General features: G+C 43.4%; 4 protein-coding genes. 2 read left to right on the top strand and 2 right to left on the bottom strand.

Annotation, left to right across the window (positions count from 1 at the left end; translation table 11 throughout):
* Positions 1-54 precede the first annotated feature (54 nt).
* Both recU and pbp1a read left to right on the top strand, forming a co-directional pair.
* Positions 55-651 (top strand): Holliday junction resolvase RecU, encoded by a 597-nt coding sequence (recU, locus tag GOM48_RS01495; protein ID WP_125415673.1) that lies wholly within the window; start codon positions 55-57, stop codon positions 649-651.
* Positions 648-2,795, top strand: a complete 2,148-nt coding sequence (gene pbp1a, locus GOM48_RS01490) for a penicillin-binding protein PBP1A (RefSeq protein ID WP_235097916.1) — start codon at positions 648-650, stop codon at positions 2,793-2,795. The genes recU and pbp1a overlap by 4 nt, the downstream gene beginning before the upstream one ends.
* Before the next feature lie 174 nt (positions 2,796-2,969).
* Here pbp1a and GOM48_RS01485 read toward each other — a convergent pair whose 3' ends face one another.
* Together GOM48_RS01485 and GOM48_RS01480 are read right to left on the bottom strand one after the other, a co-directional pair.
* Positions 2,970-11,312 carry an SIALI-17 repeat-containing surface protein gene (locus GOM48_RS01485; RefSeq protein WP_235097914.1) on the bottom strand — a complete coding sequence of 2,781 codons (8,343 nt, stop codon included), beginning with the start codon at positions 11,310-11,312 and terminating at the stop codon, positions 2,970-2,972.
* Between the two features lie 172 nt (positions 11,313-11,484).
* A complete protein-coding gene (locus tag GOM48_RS01480; protein WP_235097912.1) occupies positions 11,485-17,979 on the bottom strand; it encodes a SpGH101 family endo-alpha-N-acetylgalactosaminidase in 6,495 nt (2,164 codons plus the stop codon).
* Between the last annotated feature and the right edge of the window lie 242 nt (positions 17,980-18,221).

Below are 18,221 nucleotides of genomic sequence, written 5' to 3'. Positions count from 1 at the left end.
CTTTGTAAATTTATGATATAATAGAGTGATGTTATTGTACCAATAAGGAGAATTATGGTCAACTATCCACATAAACTTTCATCACAGAAGAGACAAGCGCCCCCGTCACAAACTAAAAATTTCGCAAATCGGGGAATGTCTTTTGAAAAGATGATCAACGCTACGAACGACTACTATTTGTCGCATGGGTTAGCAGTTATTCACAAGAAACCGACTCCCATCCAAATCGTACGTGTCGACTATCCCCAACGAAGTCGAGCCAAGATCGTTGAAGCTTATTTTAGACAGGCCTCAACGACTGACTATTCAGGGGTTTATGATGGATACTACATCGACTTTGAAGCAAAGGAAACCAGGCAAAAACATGCGATCCCGATGAAGAATTTCCATCTCCATCAGATCCAACACATGGAACAAGTTCTTGCCCAGCAAGGAATCTGCTTTGTCCTCCTTCACTTTTCTTCTCAGCAAGAAACCTACTTATTGCCGGCCATTGATTTGATTCGTTTCTATCATCAAGATACGGGACAAAAGTCAATGCCACTTGGATATATTCGAGAAAATGGATATAGGATTGAGCCTGGTGCCTTTCCACAGATTCCCTATCTCGACGTTATCAAAGAACATTTACTAGGTGGTAAAATAAGATGAACAAACAAACTTTCCTGCGAATAGTTAAGTATGTCAGTATCTGCCTCTTGACTGTATTTATCGCAGCTATTATGCTAGGTGGAGGCCTTTTTCTCTACTATGTAAGCAAGGCTCCGGCTCTATCCGAAAGCAAACTAGTCGCTACAACGTCTAGTAAGATCTATGACAGCAAAAATGAACTTATCGCTGATCTGGGTTCTGAGCGCCGTGTCAATGCACAGGCTAATGAAATCCCTACGGAGCTGGTCAATGCAATTGTCTCTATTGAAGATCATCGTTTCTTCAGTCACCGAGGAGTAGATACGATTCGTATCCTAGGCGCTTCCTTACGAAACCTCCGTGGCGGGGGTGGTCTTCAAGGTGGTTCTACCTTGACACAACAGTTGATTAAACTAACCTATTTTTCAACGTCAACATCTGATCAAACACTTTCACGTAAGGCACAGGAAGCTTGGCTAGCCGTTCAGCTAGAACAAAAAGCGACTAAACAAGAGATCCTAACTTACTACATCAACAAGGTCTATATGTCCAACGGAAATTACGGGATGCAAACGGCAGCCCAAAACTACTATGGTAAAGACCTCAAAGATTTAAGTCTACCTCAATTGGCTCTCTTAGCCGGAATGCCCCAGGCTCCAAATCAATATGACCCCTATTCTCATCCAGAAGCGGCACAGGAACGCCGAGATCTGGTTCTCTCCGAGATGAAAGGACAAGGCTACATTACAGCCGAACAATACGAAAAAGCCATTAACACTCCGATTACAGACGGACTTCAAAGTCTAAAATCTGCTAATAGCTATCCTCCGTATATGGACAATTACCTCAAAGAAGTGATTGTCCAAGTCGAACAAGAAACAGGCTACAATCTTTTGACAACGGGAATGGAAGTTTATACCAATGTTGATCCAGCCGTTCAACAACGTCTCTGGGATATCTACAATACCGACGAATACGTTAATTATCCAGATGATGAGTTGCAAGTAGCTTCTACCATCGTTGATGTCACAAATGGAAAGGTGATTGCCCAGTTAGGCGCACGCCATCAATCTAGCAATGTTTCCTTCGGTATGAACCAAGCTGTCGAAACAAACCGCGACTGGGGTTCAACCATGAAACCAATCACAGATTACGCGCCAGCCTTGGAGTACGATATCTATGACTCAACCGCTTCGGTTGTTCACGACGTACCATATAACTATCCTGGCACCAACACACCTGTCTACAACTGGGATAAGAGTTACTTTGGAAACATCACGTTGCAGTATGCTCTTCAACAATCACGGAACGTTACAGCTGTAGAAACCTTGAATAAAGTCGGTTTGGATAGAGCCAAGACCTTCCTAAATGGACTCGGTATTGACTACCCAGATATGCACTATGCCAACGCGATTTCAAGTAACACAACCGAATCTAACAAAAAGTATGGGGCAAGCAGTGAAAAAATGGCCGCAGCCTATGCTGCCTTTGCCAATGGCGGTATTTACCATAAGCCAATGTACATCAACAAAATCATCTTTAGTGATGGTAGTTCAAAAGAGTTCTCTGACCCTGGTACTCGGGCAATGAAAGAAACTACTGCCTACATGATGACGGAAATGATGAAAACAGTCCTAACCTACGGAACTGGTCGTGGTGCCTACCTTTCATGGCTACCACAAGCTGGTAAGACTGGTACATCAAACTATACAGATGACGAGATTGAAAAATACATCAAAAACTCTGGTTATGTAGCTCCAGACGAAATGTTTGTCGGCTATACTCGTAAATACTCGATGGCTGTCTGGACCGGTTACTCTAACCGACTCACTCCTATCGTTGGCGATGGCTTCTACGTTGCTGCTAAGGTCTACCGTTCGATGATGACCTACCTCTCAACAGATGACCATCCAGGGGATTGGACCATGCCTGAAGGCCTTTACAGAAGCGGAGAATTTGTCTTTAAGAATGGAGCACGCAATACGTGGACCCCTTCATCATCTACACAACAAAGTTCGACATCTGAAAGTTCTAGCTCAACATCTGAGAGCTCGACTTCTCAGTCAAGCGCAACTTCTCCAAGCACAAGTCAAACGCAGACGATTCCTCAACAATCAGGCACTGCACCTGCTGAGCAAAACCAACCAAGTCAACCGCAACAATAAGCAAAATCCTGAGAATTTTACTTCTCAGGATTTTTATTCTTTATAGCTCAATAGTTTATCCCAACAGCACCATAACTCTTTTGATAGTTTCTCTAACTATTATAGAGGTTATGGTGCTGTCTTTTTCACTTTCTCTTGATGCTAAAATTTGTCAAAAACAAAGGTAATTAGAAGCTATTCCTTTTTCCCTTTCGCGATAAAGATAGCGGATAGAGCTAGGCTAACGCCTGCAAGGAAGAGAGCTGTGTCAGATTTGCTTTCACCTGTTGCCGGAAGCTCCTTCTGATCATCCTGTTTAACTTCTGGAGTCTTAGTATCAGCGAGTGGACTTAAGTTCAATTTGTACTCTGGTTTTTCAACTGTCGGTGCTGGTTGGTCTCCTGCTGTACCAAGTGGACCTGTGTACTCTGGTACTTCATGTACTGCTGCTTCTACCGCGTTCACACCACCTGTAAACTCTAGTTTCTCAACTATCGGTGCTGGCTGATCTCCGGCTGTTCCAAGTGGACCTGTGTACTCTGGTACTTCATGTACTGCTGCTTCTACCGCGTTCACACCACCTGTAAAGTCCAGTTTCTCGACCGTCGGTGCTGGTTGATCTCCTGCTGTACCAAGTGGACCTGTGTACTCTGGTACTTCATGTACTGCTGCTTCTACCGCGTTCACACCACCTGTAAACTCTAGTTTCTCAACTATCGGTGCTGGCTGATCTCCTGCTGTACTAAGTGGGCCTGTGTACTCTGGTACTTCATGCACTGCTGCCTCAGCCGCATTCACACCACCTGTAAAGTCCGGTTTGCTCAAAACTGGTGGTTCTTCTTCACCCTTGCTTGATTGAACCGATTCTTCTGTTAATGCTTGATGGAAGCTTGCCAATTCATAAAACTCAGCCTTGCCACCTTCCCAGACTAATTTGACATCTAGAAGAGAGCCACCATTTCGGATAGCAAAGGTTTGGAGACTAGATGTAATGGCACCGAGGTCTGTCCAACTGTCTTGACCATCCTTGAGTGTTCTAGCAAGAACACGTGCTTTCGCTCCTTCAGGAAGACTGGAAACGAGACGAAGGTGGTTGGCATTGGTTGGTTCAGATAAGTGATAAACTAACTCGCCCTTGTCTTTTTCAGACTTATAGCTGGTCAAGACTTTGCCGTCTACAAGATTATTGTAAAGATTACCTTGGCTTTCTCCACCGTTTCCTTCTACCGTTGGATCATTGATTGGTTTGACAAATTCACCGTCATTGATGACCAATTCTGTAAAGCCTACAAACCGGGCATCATAGTCTGCCGTATAGAGAACACGGAGATAGTTCGCTTTGACTGGTGTCGTCAATTCTCCTTCGATGTAGCGATTTCCTGGCATCTTAGAATCATGTGTCCAACCATCTGTCAGAGAATCATCGTGTTGGCTATTGGCCACACCATCTCCTACTGTCACGACATCTGTCCAAGTTTTACCATCTTGGCTGACTTGGATCTTGCCATCACGAAGGTAGTTTTGAGTTCCGTCTTGGATGTAGGCTCTGATTTTCTTGATGGTACGTTCGCTACCAAGTTTCAAGGTTACGTGGCCATCTTTATGGGCATAGTCTGAAAACTCAACGAAGTTGTTGTAAACACCGTCAAACAGTTGATCTAGGTTGTTCAGTTTACGAACATCATTGCTTCCGTATGTTGGATGAATGCCCATAGTTGTAGATTCTAGTTTGGTTGGTTGCACTTCTTTGGTTGTCACAAGGAGAGAAGTGGCTGTCACAGCTTGTTCCTGATCCGTTTTGTTGACCAGACGAACATAACGTACCAAGTGGGTTGCGACAGATCTGTCTTTCAACTGGCTAGCTGACGTCCACTCTTGCGCATTTGCAGAATACTCTAGGCTAAGAGCAGGGTTGGCTTGGCCTTTGAGCTGGATGCTCTTGATCTGATGGATACGGTCAAGCTTCATACCTAGATAGCTATGAGCAGGGAGTTTGGTTCCAGCTGGAATTTGAAGCTCGTAACTGCCCAAGCTATCCACTACTGGTGTTTCCTTCAAGGCGTCGACGTTGGTGTCTGTTAACTCACTGTTTCCAGAGCGTGTCTCAACAGAGAAGTCCTGAATACGCCACCAGAGATCGAGGGCCTTGGTATTGCGTACTCGGATGTAACGAGCATTGATCGCTTTGGTCACTTCCTTGGTTTGTTCTCCTGATAGGCGATCCAACTCTTGCCATGCAGTTCCATCTGTAGAGTACTCAAGTACACCTGTGGCAAGCTTATCACCCGTTCCTTGGCGAAGTCGTACTTTAGTGACTGACTTGACTTCACCGAGGTCAAGTTGTGCCCAGGCATCTACTGGTGTCGTATTGCTACCGTCAGCGTTTGCCATCATGGCTTCTGTATTGTCCTTGCCATCAGTGATTTGACGAGCTGAGGTATTTAGTTTGTAAACTAAGTTTGAGCTTAGACTAACTGTCGTTGCTTGTTGGCTACGAGCTTTTTCAACTGGACGGTTGACTGCAATTTCCTGAACTGCAAACCAAGTATTCTCGCGATCTACTGTCGCAATCATGCGAACTGCCTTGGCCTTGATATTGAGATTTTCAAACTTAAGAAGGGATTCATTTCCGACATAGCTTGGCTCTTTCAAAGTTACCCAGTTATCATTTTCATCTTGATACTGTACTTCTGCCTTACTAAAGGTATCACGTGGATTTGCCTGCGTTCCCATAGCAAAGGTCAAGGTTTGAATCGCTACTGGTTTGTTGAACTTCATACCGATATAATCACCTGTTTTGATGCTATTTGGTGATTTAATAATCGCATGAGTTGCCAAATCGCCATCCGTTACTTCTGCCAAACCACCTTCTACACCTGTTCGATTGGTGATAAAGGTACTGATGATTTGGTCTGGATGCAAGACTTTTTGAACTTCAGACGCTAGAACTTCTTTCAAGGATAGGATAAATGGACGAATATGTTGAACACCCAATTCAGCCTTTTCCATATGGTCTACATAATGGAAGGTGTGAGTTTGAGACTGTTCGTACAATTTCAAACCTTTATAGTAGCTATCCCAAAGTTTGGCTGCATCGTTGGTAGCCATGGCTTCAGTTCCTGTAAGGAAGGCATCGAGAGCATTCATTTGGTCGATTGCATTATCCAACCAATAGTGGATTTGGGCAACCATTTTTTTATCGCCTGATGCTTTATAGAGTTCGGCTGCTTCTTTAATCTTGGCAAATTCAGCTCGCAAGGCTGCACGTTCTGCAGTCACATCCTGACCTGCTTTGAGCTTGGTCATGAAGTCTGTTAATTTTGGAGCCAAGTCTACAGATTCTTCCAGTTTGACGACACGATTATCCATGTTTTGGTTGATCATGTGCTTACCAAGTTCGCGGAAGGCTGCTGATACCTTGCTATCTTCAAAATGACCATTTTCTACAAAGTTGAAGGCAATGTCATTGATTTTCTTAGCTTCTTCTTCTGATTTCCATTGTTTCCATGAGTATTGAGCTCCTGCAAAGAGGGCAATCTTAGATGGTTCAGACTGTTGCATTGGATTCAACATGATACCAGACAGCAAGCTTGGATCCACATTTGGATGAAGGAATTTTTCACCACCACCTAGAATCAAGTGTTGTTTAGAGTTATCTGTTACAGGCCAGTTAATCCAAAGCGAAACTGGGCGATAGGTCTTACCTCCTGCAGATAGATTGTTCTTGAGAGTTGAAAGGAAGCTTTCAGAGACTTCACCCCAAATCTTACCACCCGTCAAGGTCATGGATGTTGAACTTGGGAGATTTTCATTGAGGGACTTCAACTCATCTTCACGTCCATTACCCCAATACTGGCCAGGAACAAAGATCATTTCTTTACGAAGACCGCTGTAAGTTCCCTGCATTTCAGTCAACCACTTGGTCATATCTTGCATCAAGCGGTTGTAGCTATTGTAGCCTCCGACTGGGCTTGGTGCATCATCTGCTAGGATACCAAATTCGCGGACACCCACTTTCATCAACTGGGTAAATTTAGCCTTGATGGTTGCCAAATCTTCTTGGTAATGCGCTTCATTTCCAAAGCGGATGCGGTTGTTCATGAATGGATGGATAGTCCAGACATAGCGGGTTTTACTTTGATTTCCAACACGAGCAAGTTCACGGATTTCAGCTAGTTTTTCTTCTGGATAGAGTTCACGCCATTTCTTGTTGTGGTATGGATCATCTTTTGGTGCAAAGAAGTATTGGTTCAATTTCAAATCGCCACCGTAACGCATGAGCTCTGCACGATCGGCATTAGACCATGGATTTCCATAGTAACCTTCGATGAAACCACGGTTCTTGAGCTCTGCGTAATCTTCTACTGTCACATTACGAAGGACTGGCACTTGACTTTCCTTGAGCATGTGTTTCAAGGTTGTCAAACCATAGAAGACCGCATCTGTGTCTTTTCCGACGATGGAAATCGAATTATCCTTGATGCTCAAGACATAGGCGTCAATCTTGTCAAAGAGACCTGCTGAAACATTGGACAAGTTTTGCTCTGCTTGTGAACCTTGTCCACGCACCCCAAGATAGATATTGGTTGCGCCAGCGATTGCTGTCTTACCGGTTGTATAAGATACTTGATTGTCCTGCAAGACACTCTTCAAGCGATTGCGAGTATAGATATCGAGTTGATCGCCCATAACCAGATTGACTTGCTTACGAAGGGCTGTGACTCCTTCTCCATAAGTCACTTTTTGTGGCGTTGGGAAAACCTTGTACTCTTTCTTGAGATAGTCTGCGCTCTTGCTGGCAGCTACAATACTATCTTCACTAGCTGGTTTACTTGCAGTGAATTGATCTGCCAATTCAACTGTTCCATCACCTGTTTGCTCTACCTTTGGTTTTTCAGGAGTAGTTGGTTTTTCTGGTTGACTTGGTGCAGGCGTTTCTTGCTCTTCTTTGACAGGTTTCAATAGATGAACTTCAGCTGCACTTGCAAAACCACCAACGCCTTCCAATACTTTCAACTCAATCTTGTTGGTATGTACCGCCGCAAAGTTGACTGTTTTTTCTTGGGCGTTGTTGTCCCAGCTTCCTTCTGAAACCTTGACCATTTGGCCATCTTTTTGTGCGTAGATTTCGTAGCGCGTCACAACACCATTTCCACCACCTGGGCGTGGGAGATAAGTCAAACCATTGACTTTTTCTGCTTCTTTCAAGGTCATAGTAAGAGTGTATGGCGCAGTGTCACCGGTCCACTTAGTATGCCAGAAGGTATTTGGATCATTGTCAAAGGCCTTTTCAACAGCGCCTTCAGTCGCATTTCCTGGAAGCTGCTGACTGCTTGCGGTTGCTGTAATCTTATCATTTGAAATCAAACGAGGATTTACAAAAGGCTTATCAGTCAACTCAGCGCTGTGCAAGATTCCTTTGAATCCACCGATGCTTTCAAGTGGTAGTACCAAGCTATTGTGGGCAAAGCGAGGGTGGGCTGGATTTGTGATACGCTCAATCTTTTCACCATCTACATAGACTTCGGTTGACTGTGGTTTGGTTACGATGGAGATTTGATAACGTTTGTTCTTTTCAAGTTTTTTATTGAATTGGATATGGAACTGTTCAAATTGATAGGCAAGGTAGCCATCTTTATCAGCTAGATAGATACGGTTGTCCCCACTTGTTGAGAAGGTTTGTTCCCCGTCTCCAGTGACAGTTACATCAAACTTCAAAACGTGACTTGGACCAACATCACCAGCTAAGCCTTCGATACTGCTGTCTTTCTCAAAAGCCAATCCTTGCTCGCTTGTCTTCACCTTCTTGCTCGCATAGTTCTTGACTGTTTCAGGATTGATGGTAAACAAGTCGCTTTGATCAATCTCTTTATCAGGATTTGACTGTGGCGCATAAGGGCTCGTTGGTAGGGTGCGTTCTGCAAAGGTCGCAGCTGCACGATCAGATCCCCAAGTGCGCTCTGCAGTGGTTTGCATGCTCTTGAAGAAGCGTTTAAAGATATCATAAGAGGTCAAACCTGTCTCATGAAGGTCGATATTGTCATTCCAAACTGCGTGCCCACCACCAATAATACTTGGATGAGAAGCAGCTAGAAGCGGACCTCCACCTGTTCTAAAATCATTCGGTGTCCAGCTATTGTACTGACGTTCGTAGTTAGCATAGTCCCCGTAGGCTGCTTGACTATTGCTTCCACTTGGCACACTATAGGTCGGTACATCCGTGATGTTGATAATTTTAGCTCCCTGAGCAATGGCTTCATTTGGTCGTTGCCAGCTAATACTCCAGATATCAACTTCTACTCCGTTCCAATCAACCGCTGTTTTACCTCGTTTCGCACTGAGCGATCCCCAGATACGAGGGGTATAGCCCTTTCCTTTAATGTATTTGATAAGGTCATTGACATAGCGGCGATAGCTTTCTCTACTGCCATAGTATTCATCCGTTCCGATATGAACAGTGGACACGCCATGAAGCGGTGCATCTGGACCATCGAGGAGTTTGTCATAAACTGATTTGACAAATTTAAGAGTTTCTTCGTACTTGTTATCCAAGTCTAGCATAGCTACGCGCTCAACATTGTGCTTGCCTGCATAATCGCTCAAACTACCTTGATACATGAGGTCTGGGCGAACTTTGACAAAGGATAAGGCGTGACCTGGTGTGTCAATTTCTGGCACTAGGTTGATATGCAAGGCCTTGGCAAGTTTGATCAGATTTTGCATTTCTTCCTTGGTATAATGCTCATCTGATGTCAATTTTTGACCATTCTTACCGACAATGTCTGTCTCCACACGGAAACCAGTCTTGGCATGTTCAAGGACATACTTGAGTTCTTCTTCTTTAGAAAGGTTCTTACCTGCCAAGTGTTCCTTTAGGAAGATATAGTTATCGTTGAGGTGCAACTGCAAGTCGTTCATCTTGTAGTAAGCCATGTTGAGCATGATGTCTACAAGAGTGTCGTAAGGGATAAATTTACGACCTGTATCCAGCATAAAGCCACGATGACTGAAACTTGGGAAGTCTCGAATTTCACCGTTTTGCAGATCCTTTTCTCCCATCTGAAGGAGCGTACGAGTCGCATAAAAAGCTCCTGTATTTGTCGCTGCTTCTACAGTGATAACATCATCTTGAATGGTGATGCCATATCCCTCTTTACCATAGCCCTTGTTTTCAACCTTTTTAAATTCGATTCGTTTTTGAGCTTGCTTGTCACCTGTTGCTAGTTCCAATCCACGGCTGGCAAGGTCTGACTGATAGAAGGTTGCAGCCTGATCAAAGCCAGAATCACCCGTCGCAAGGACTGTATCTGAAGTGATAGAAGATTGTCCTTCTTTCCCATACCATTGTTGAACAGCTGGTGCAACTTTTGGTTTCACACCCACACCCTCATCTTGATGTAGCCCCTTGATAACAACTTCAAACTCTTTGGTAAAGGTATGGCTGTCTTTGATTTGTTGTACCATGACCTTGACACGTTGATCTGTCAGAGGTTGGTAGATGCGGTTTTGAAGGTCAATCACACCCTGCTTGTTACTGCCAATCAGACTAACCTGACCCGGCAAACTTGGTAGGACAAGAGACTTGCCATCTTCAGCCACATCCAACTGGTTAACTTGGCGGATATCCGTTACCTTACTATGGTCCGGAACGTTAGAATAAGCTCGAATTTCTTGGATTCCAACGTTTCTCCATCCCATTGTTCCCGCTTGATAATCATTGACCTCCAATTTGAGGTACTTAGCTTTGATACTTTCAGCTAGGTCTACTTTCTCATCTAAAACAGGATCTCCAGCCTTGGTATGCGCTAGTTTCCATTGTTTTTCTCCATTAGCGCCCACGTCTTCTTGACCTGCGTAATAGAGACTCCAAGATTTGATATTTGGGTCATTTTGCCCATTGCGAAGACGACGATCCCAGTCAATTTCCACATGCTTGATGAGGGTAGTTTTTGGAAGAGTTAATTCGAAGGTTGGTTTCGGTACATCTTTGTCCGTAGCCCAACGAGTATTGTCATCTCCATCAATAGCCTTATCTGCAGTAAAGTTGGTTCCAGCCTCATGGTTGTTTGCTGAAGCAGTAGCACCTTCGAGATGGTTGACATCTTCTCTATCTTCGATTGTCTTTTCAGCTGGTTTTACTGCTGGTGTAGTGGTTTCCGCAGGCTGTTTGTCTGCCTTTGGTGTTTCAACCGGTTTCGGCGTTTCTGCTGGCTTGGGACTTGCAGGACTTGTCTCTGGTTTTGCCTCTTCACTTGCTGCAGGTTTTGTTCCTTCTTCGGTTGCCTGACTACCCTCTTGATTTCCTTCTGTTGCAGCTTCTGCATCTGCTTTTTCAAGCGCAGCGGCTAAATCATCTGGTAACTTATCCAGAGCTTGAACATGAGTGATACTTCCCTCTGTCTCTGAAGGCGCTGCTGTTTCTGCTGCCTGAACCATATTGGCTCCAAAGATACTAGCACCAATCATAACTGAGGCTGCACCAATTGCAAATTTGCGGATACTATAATGACAGCGTTTCTCAAAAAAGTGTTTGTCCATATTTCTCCTATTTCCTTTCATCCGCTTACGCTAGTAAGCGTTATCATTTCTCCTTTTAAAAAGGAGAGAACCAAGAGGTCCTCTCCAGGTGTTTGATTCATTTTCCAACTCTGACTCCCATAGAAGTCCAAGCCACTTATCCAAACAATATAGTTGTGGAATAAATAAATATCTATTCTTTTTTACTGTTAATAGCAAAGAGGGCGGCTGACAATGCTAGGCTGATTCCTGCTAGGAAGAGGGCTGTATCAGACTGGTCTTCTCCTGTTTCTGGGAGTGTCTTTTTGCTTTCTTCATTTTTCAGAGTATCTTTGATTTCTGATGTCTTTGTATCAGCTAGTGAAGCTGGTGTCAACTTATACTCTGGTTTCTCAACAGTTGGTGCTGGTTCATCACCTGCTGTACCTAGCGGTCCTGTGTACTCTGGTTTTTCATGTACGGCTGGCTCTGCTGCATTGACACCGCCCTTGAACTCAGGAACTTCATGTACTGCCGCTTCTACTGCATTGGCTCCTCCCTTGAACTCAGGAACCTCATGTACAGCTACTTCTACTGCATTGACTCCTCCCTTGAACTCAGGAACCTCATGTACAGCTGCTTCTGCCGCATTAACGCCGCCCTTGAACTCTGGGACTTCATATACAGCCGCTTCTGCCGCATTAACGCCGCCCTTGAACTCAGGGACTTCATGAACAGCTGCTTCTGCCGCATTGACTCCGCCTTTGAATTCTGGTACTTCAAGAACTGGTGGTTGCTCTTCACCCTTGCTGCTTGTAGGAGCGTCTGGTTTCGGAGCAGAATCTTTTAATTGATTGAGATAATCTGCAAAGTATTTCACCATTCTTTCCGTCAAGAGATCGTTATCCGTCGCATATTTCATGCTCGCCTGAACTCCAGCCACTTCCTCTTGATTTTCTTTGTCTGTCAATTTTTGAGCATTAGCTAAAGCCGCTTCATAAGCAGACATGTCAAGCGGTGTTTCTGCTACCTGTGGACGGTTAAAGATGAGTTCTGCTGCAGATTGGTATTTATCTCCACCATCTCCGTATGTCTTGGTTCCCGTAAGGACAATTTTCTTAGCCTTGATTGTCTTGCTAAAGTTAATGTCTTTTGGCTTATTATTATCAGGCCAGTCCGTCGCAGTGAAAGTGTGCTCCTTGCCAGACTCATCTGTTACAACCAGTTTTACATCTCGCAAGTTGCCATTTGAACCTGAACCACGTGGTACATAACGAAGTCCTGTGATTTCAGTCGGTTCTTTCAATACCATGGTTGCAGGCTTGCCTACATCTCCACCATTCCAAGATGTATGCCATAGGCTAGACACATTACCATCAAAGGCATTCTCAAGACCTTCGCCTGGTTGAGCTGGCGCATCCAAACTTTCAAAGTCTTCTGCTACCAAAGCTGTCTTCTTCTGAACCAAAGCATTCTTCAAGGCTTCAATCTTGGCAATCTCTGCACGCGCTTCTTCCACGCTAATGTCATCATCTGCCTGACTGAGGTTAAAGACCGCCTCTTTCAAAGCATCCATAGACTCTTTGGTGTAGTTAGTCATGGCAACAGTTGGCAAGTAGTTCTTCAGAGCATTTTCTGTCAACATCTTACCTGTTAGGGTAATTTCTTCGATGTGAAGATTATCCATCATGAAGTCGTTATAACCACGGAAGTTGGCATTTCCACCAGAATCACCACGAGTATTGCTTGCATTTCCAGTTGAGTAGATACCTACCCAAGTATCACCTGTTTCTGCACCAGTCACGAGGAAGGTTGCCTTCTTGGCTTTCTTAGAATCTGTCCAGGTATTTGGCAATTCATGCATTTCCAAGTTGCTTGCTTTCGTACCACGGTTACCAGATTGGAATTCTCCCTTACCAACTACAAAGGCGTAGGTATTGTCTGATCCTGCTTCGTATTCAAAAGTTACACGATAGGTCTTACCTGCTTCAAAGCGGAAGTTTTGTGGAATGGTTTGGTAAACCAAGTTACGACGGCTAACCAGTCCATTTGTCTTCAATGACCAATTTCCTTCAATAACATCATCGACTTTCTTACCGTTCCAACCACGTTGTGTATATGGATCGTGTTTTTCAGACAAGTGAGTGCGGTTGTCTTCAACACCTTCGACACCGCCCACTACGAATGGGAAGATACCTTGAGCAACATTTTCAAAGTCTTGTTTGAAGGTGCCTTTACCTGTATCATGGTTTTCTCCGTACATGCTTGAATTGTTTTCAAAGGTACGAATTTCATCAAAGTAAGTTGCTTCATCACCAGCTTCACGACTCAATGTCAAAGTAACATTTGATACATCTGAACCAGTTGTAAAGAAGGCGTACATGTTTTGGAAGTAACTTGTATCGTCAACTGTAGCATTGTCACGACGATTGTTATGAGCATAAGCTTTGATATAGTTGAGAGCGAGTGACTTATTGGTATAAGTAGTCACTTCTTTCTCGCCAGTATTTACAGTGATACTTGCCTTGGCATTACTACGGTTATCGACACCAACATAAACGGCATACTTGGTATTTGGTTTCAAGCCAGTCAGTTTCTGAGTAAGGCTGACCTTGCTCTTATTGCCTTGGATACGAAGCATTTCATTTGCGCCTTGTGATTTGACAATTTCTGCCTTAGAAGCATCACCAGAAATGGTCCAGTGTTTCAAGGTTCCACTGTTAAATCCTTGGTCATAGATATGCATGCCTTCGCTCCATGACATTTCAGGATTGGTTTGTTTTGAACGGTAGAGAACGTATGGTTGATTTGCTAGAAGGTCTAGGGTAATCTTGCCATCTTTTACAGTTAGTTCTTGCTCTTCTGTCTTACCTTGGTCAGTTAGCTTGTAAAGGTAAACCTTGCTATTTGCCCAATCACTCGGAAGTGTCCAAGTTGTTGCACCAGCTTGCGTATTGAAGTAGTACATTTTTTCCTTATCAGCAGGAAGTTTCTTACCATTTGCATCCCAGTTCCAAGGAGTCAAGTAAGCTGAACCATCTTGGATCACACGTCCGTTGAGTGTTACTGTACGTTCGCGGTATTGCGGGCTATTGACATCGTTTGACTTACGAGTCACAACAACCTTATTACCTGCTGCATCGACTAGCTCAACCTTCATTTCTGGAGTCCATTTATAGGTGCTACCGTTATCAGACATGGTAACTGGTGTACCATTTTCCCATTTACTTACAGTGAAGTGTTGGAAATACTTGGTCATCAAGTCATGGGCAAAGAGGTTAGTTACATAGCCATTGTAATCACTTCGTCCTTGCCAGCCTTCAAAGTCTTTCATGCTGTAGCCACCTAGAAGTGGATAGTCTGCTGCACCACCGTAACTTCTGTAGTCTCCTACCCAAGCATCTTTTTGGTGGTTACGGATAAAGCGGGTGATGGCACTGTTGATACCTTTATTGGTGTAACCACCATAGGTCAAGTCAGCTGCCCAGTGATGGAAGGTAGAGTCGTACTCACCACCATGTCCCCACTCGATTGCAAAGCGCCAGCCTTGCTTGTTGATTTCTTTTGCAAGAACGTGGGTAGCCCAGGCACCGTTATCACCTGATTGACCATTACCCCAAACGTCCACATAGATAAAGTCGAGGCCTTCACCAAGTTTTTTCTTCAAATCTTCCCAGCGAGCCAAGCGCCCATGCGCCAAGTCATAAGCAGCATCAATGTTGATACCTTGGTCTAGCCAGTTCCATCCGTAGCTGTAGCTTCCATCTGGATTCTTACGGAGAATATTTTCATTAAAGTACTTAGACTCAGGATAGGTTTCAGAAGCGTTAACGTGGATACCTAGATGAGCTCCATATTTCTTCGCTTTCGCAATCAAGGTCTTGAAGTCTTCAACACCACCAATACGTTTACCAATATCAGCATAATTCAAGTGACCAGAGTCATGGCCTTCGCTACCATATCCTTTAAGGAGAACACCTTGCCCAAGACCATCTGTATGGAGATTGATCTTCTTGATACCATCCAAGGTCATAAGGAATGGGTTTTGTGCTTGTGAACCAAAGTTCATCGCGATACGGTAAGCAGTGATATCCTTAACCTTTTCCCAACCTTGAGGGTTGTTCATGATGCTACGATAAGCAATAGCTCCATCTTGCCAATCCACTTTATTGTCTGCATTGGCATCTTCAGTGATAACAACCTTAGCACTTGGAAGTTCCTTGGTATACTCTGGGAAGACAATGCCTTTATAAGCTTTTTCCCATTGCCATTCAGAGCTATGAATTCCGACATAGTTAGCATTTCCGACCGTTTCCTTGTAGGCTGTCAAGCGGGTCCAGTCATAAGAACCTCCACCGTAGCTGTTCTGAGAGTTACTCCAAACACCTGCAGCAAGCTTGTCTGTAGAAACAAATCCATACATGTAACCCTTGGCTAGGTCTTTCATTGGATTGGTTACATCGATATGATCATCTCCGCTGACATGGGTATTATTTGACATGGTTGCCCCGTCAAACTTAGCACCAGCTTGGTCACTTGAAACAGATACTAAAGCATTGCCAAGGAAACTAATGGAAGAAAGCAGTTTTCTTTCATCATCAATCTTTTGACCTGGAGTAACTTGATTATGGTTGACAATCTTGGTCACATCAAAGTGCAACTGATTATCCACAACTTGCAGACGAACTGTCATTTCTGCATTGATAAGATTAGCATCATCGCGAAGCTTCATCAAGTATTCTGCAGTTGTCTCATTGATTTTTTTGTAAGTAACTTCTGGTGTGACTTCGTGTTTGTTGATAAATACTTTATTGAATTGTTGAACTTGTCCTGGCAAGGTATGCCCGTTCAAACTGTATTCTTTAATACGTGGGAAGGCTTGGTCAATCACTGCTTTGAGTACCTTAGACTGGATCGTGTCATAAGTCACCTTGCTATCATCAACGGCCGGACCTGTTTCTTTCTGGGCAGGAGTATCATCTGCTTTTACACCTTCTTGATTGTCCGTTTTAACACTGACAACTGTTCGCTCATTGCCATAGGAACCAGCTTTTAGGACGATTTTCTTCTCATTTTTAAGAGTTTCATTAACAGCTGCTGGCAAAGTAACCGTATCAAAGAGTTTCTCATCATTATTCGTTGCATTGAGTTGTCCATCTGACTTGAGGGTAATTGATAGGCGGTTAATTGATCCTGTCTCAGGCGCTGCTACACGCCCCCCCTTATACCAGGTGCTATCGGTTGGAGATTTATACTCCCAGAACCAGCCATCTTTGTCATAACCAACAAAAACATTGTTCTTGGTATCTTTAAATTTCAAGAAGACACCAAAGCGTGATTTGCCCTTTTCAGAATCATCTTTGAAGGTTAAATCAACCGTCGCATTTCCATTAGCATCAACTGTCAATCCTTGTTTTTCAAACAAGGCTGGTTTATCGCCATTGTCGTTCTGTGCAGTTGAAGACAATTGATTGTAGCGGACACCTTTTTCTTCACGAACCGTAACTGTTCCCTGTTGTTCTTTTTTCTCTACTGTTTGCCATTCAGCTGTTACTTTTTCAGGTGTTTCAGGTTTAGCAGCTGCAGGTTTGTCCTCTTTTGGTTTGTCTTCGGCTGGTTTTTCTTTCTCTTCCAAGTCTGCAGGTTTGACACTTGAAATTCCCTTCATGTGATCTTGGATCCATTTCAATTGAGCAGGTGAGAAGAGAATACCACCACTCCGTTGGCCAACAACTCCATTTTGATGAACACCGACTAGTTTGCCTTCTGTATCAAAGATACCACCGCCACTAGCACCCGGTTTCCCTCCTTGATAACCGATTCCTTGGACACCTTCTCCATATGGTTCTGCAAAATCAACTGTAGTATTGACAATCGGATTCAATTTCCCTTCTGGATAACCAAAGACATGGAGCTTATCTCCGATTTTCTTAACTACTGGCTTTTTGGTTACTTCAACAGGCGTATTTTCGAGAACTGTACGTAATCTCACAAGAGCCAAATCATTCTTGTAACCTTTTAGGAAACCTTCACGATCCCAGTGAATAATGTCTTTTTTACTAAATTTAACATCTGGTAAGCCTGGATAAGAGATGCTATAGATATCCCCATCACCCTTATCATTATCAACAACCTTGCGATTATTACCATCTGGAACATCTTTTATAAAGTTATGTGAAACAGTTAAAACAAGATTTTCGCCAATGACAATCCCACTACCTTCACCTGATGGTGTCTTGATTTTGACAGTTGCTCCGTAGTTTAATTCACCATTCTTGGTTTTAGCTACATCTTCTGGAACGAGATTCTCAGTATTCTTAGCTAATTGATCCTTATCAACTTCTTTCCCTTTATCTTCAGCCTTATCTAATTTGCCCTCTAAGCCTTCTGGTAACTTATCTGAACTAGCTGATTTTGCTTTTTCAAGTGCTAATAGTTCTTCTTCTGTCTTAGGTCCATCAGTAACTTCTGGAGACCCTTGGTCTTCTCCCGCCTTTGGTGCTTCAAAATCACGCCCATCATTCTCTTTTGCTGTTGCAAGAGCAGCGGCTAAATCCGCTGGTAAATTCGCTGTGGAGCCAGACTGCACGCTATCTGCAAGAACTGTACTTGTCCCAAAGAATGCAGCCCCAATCATAACAGAAGCAACACCTAATGAAAATTTCCGAATACTATATTTACAACGTTTTTCAAATAATCCTTTATTCATAAATTCCTAAATCCTTTCATTTTTGAGTAAGCGTTTACATTCTTTTTTTAAAAAATACTCCTTCCTCTGAAAGTGCAATGCTTAACCCTGATAAATAAAAAATAATTGTGCTTTTAATATAACAAATAATAGCTAAGAAAGCAATAGAAAACAAGTAAAATTAACGAAAATTTTCTCTATTCTGACAAAAACAGGCTCCAAATTTAGAATCTTTCTTTACAAATGTAAAAAAGGATTCAGCA

Origin of the sequence: Streptococcus oralis (genome assembly GCF_021497885.1) — a bacterium.
Taxonomy (GTDB): domain Bacteria; phylum Bacillota; class Bacilli; order Lactobacillales; family Streptococcaceae; genus Streptococcus; species Streptococcus oralis_BQ.
This window is presented reverse-complemented; position numbering and strand designations above follow the sequence as displayed.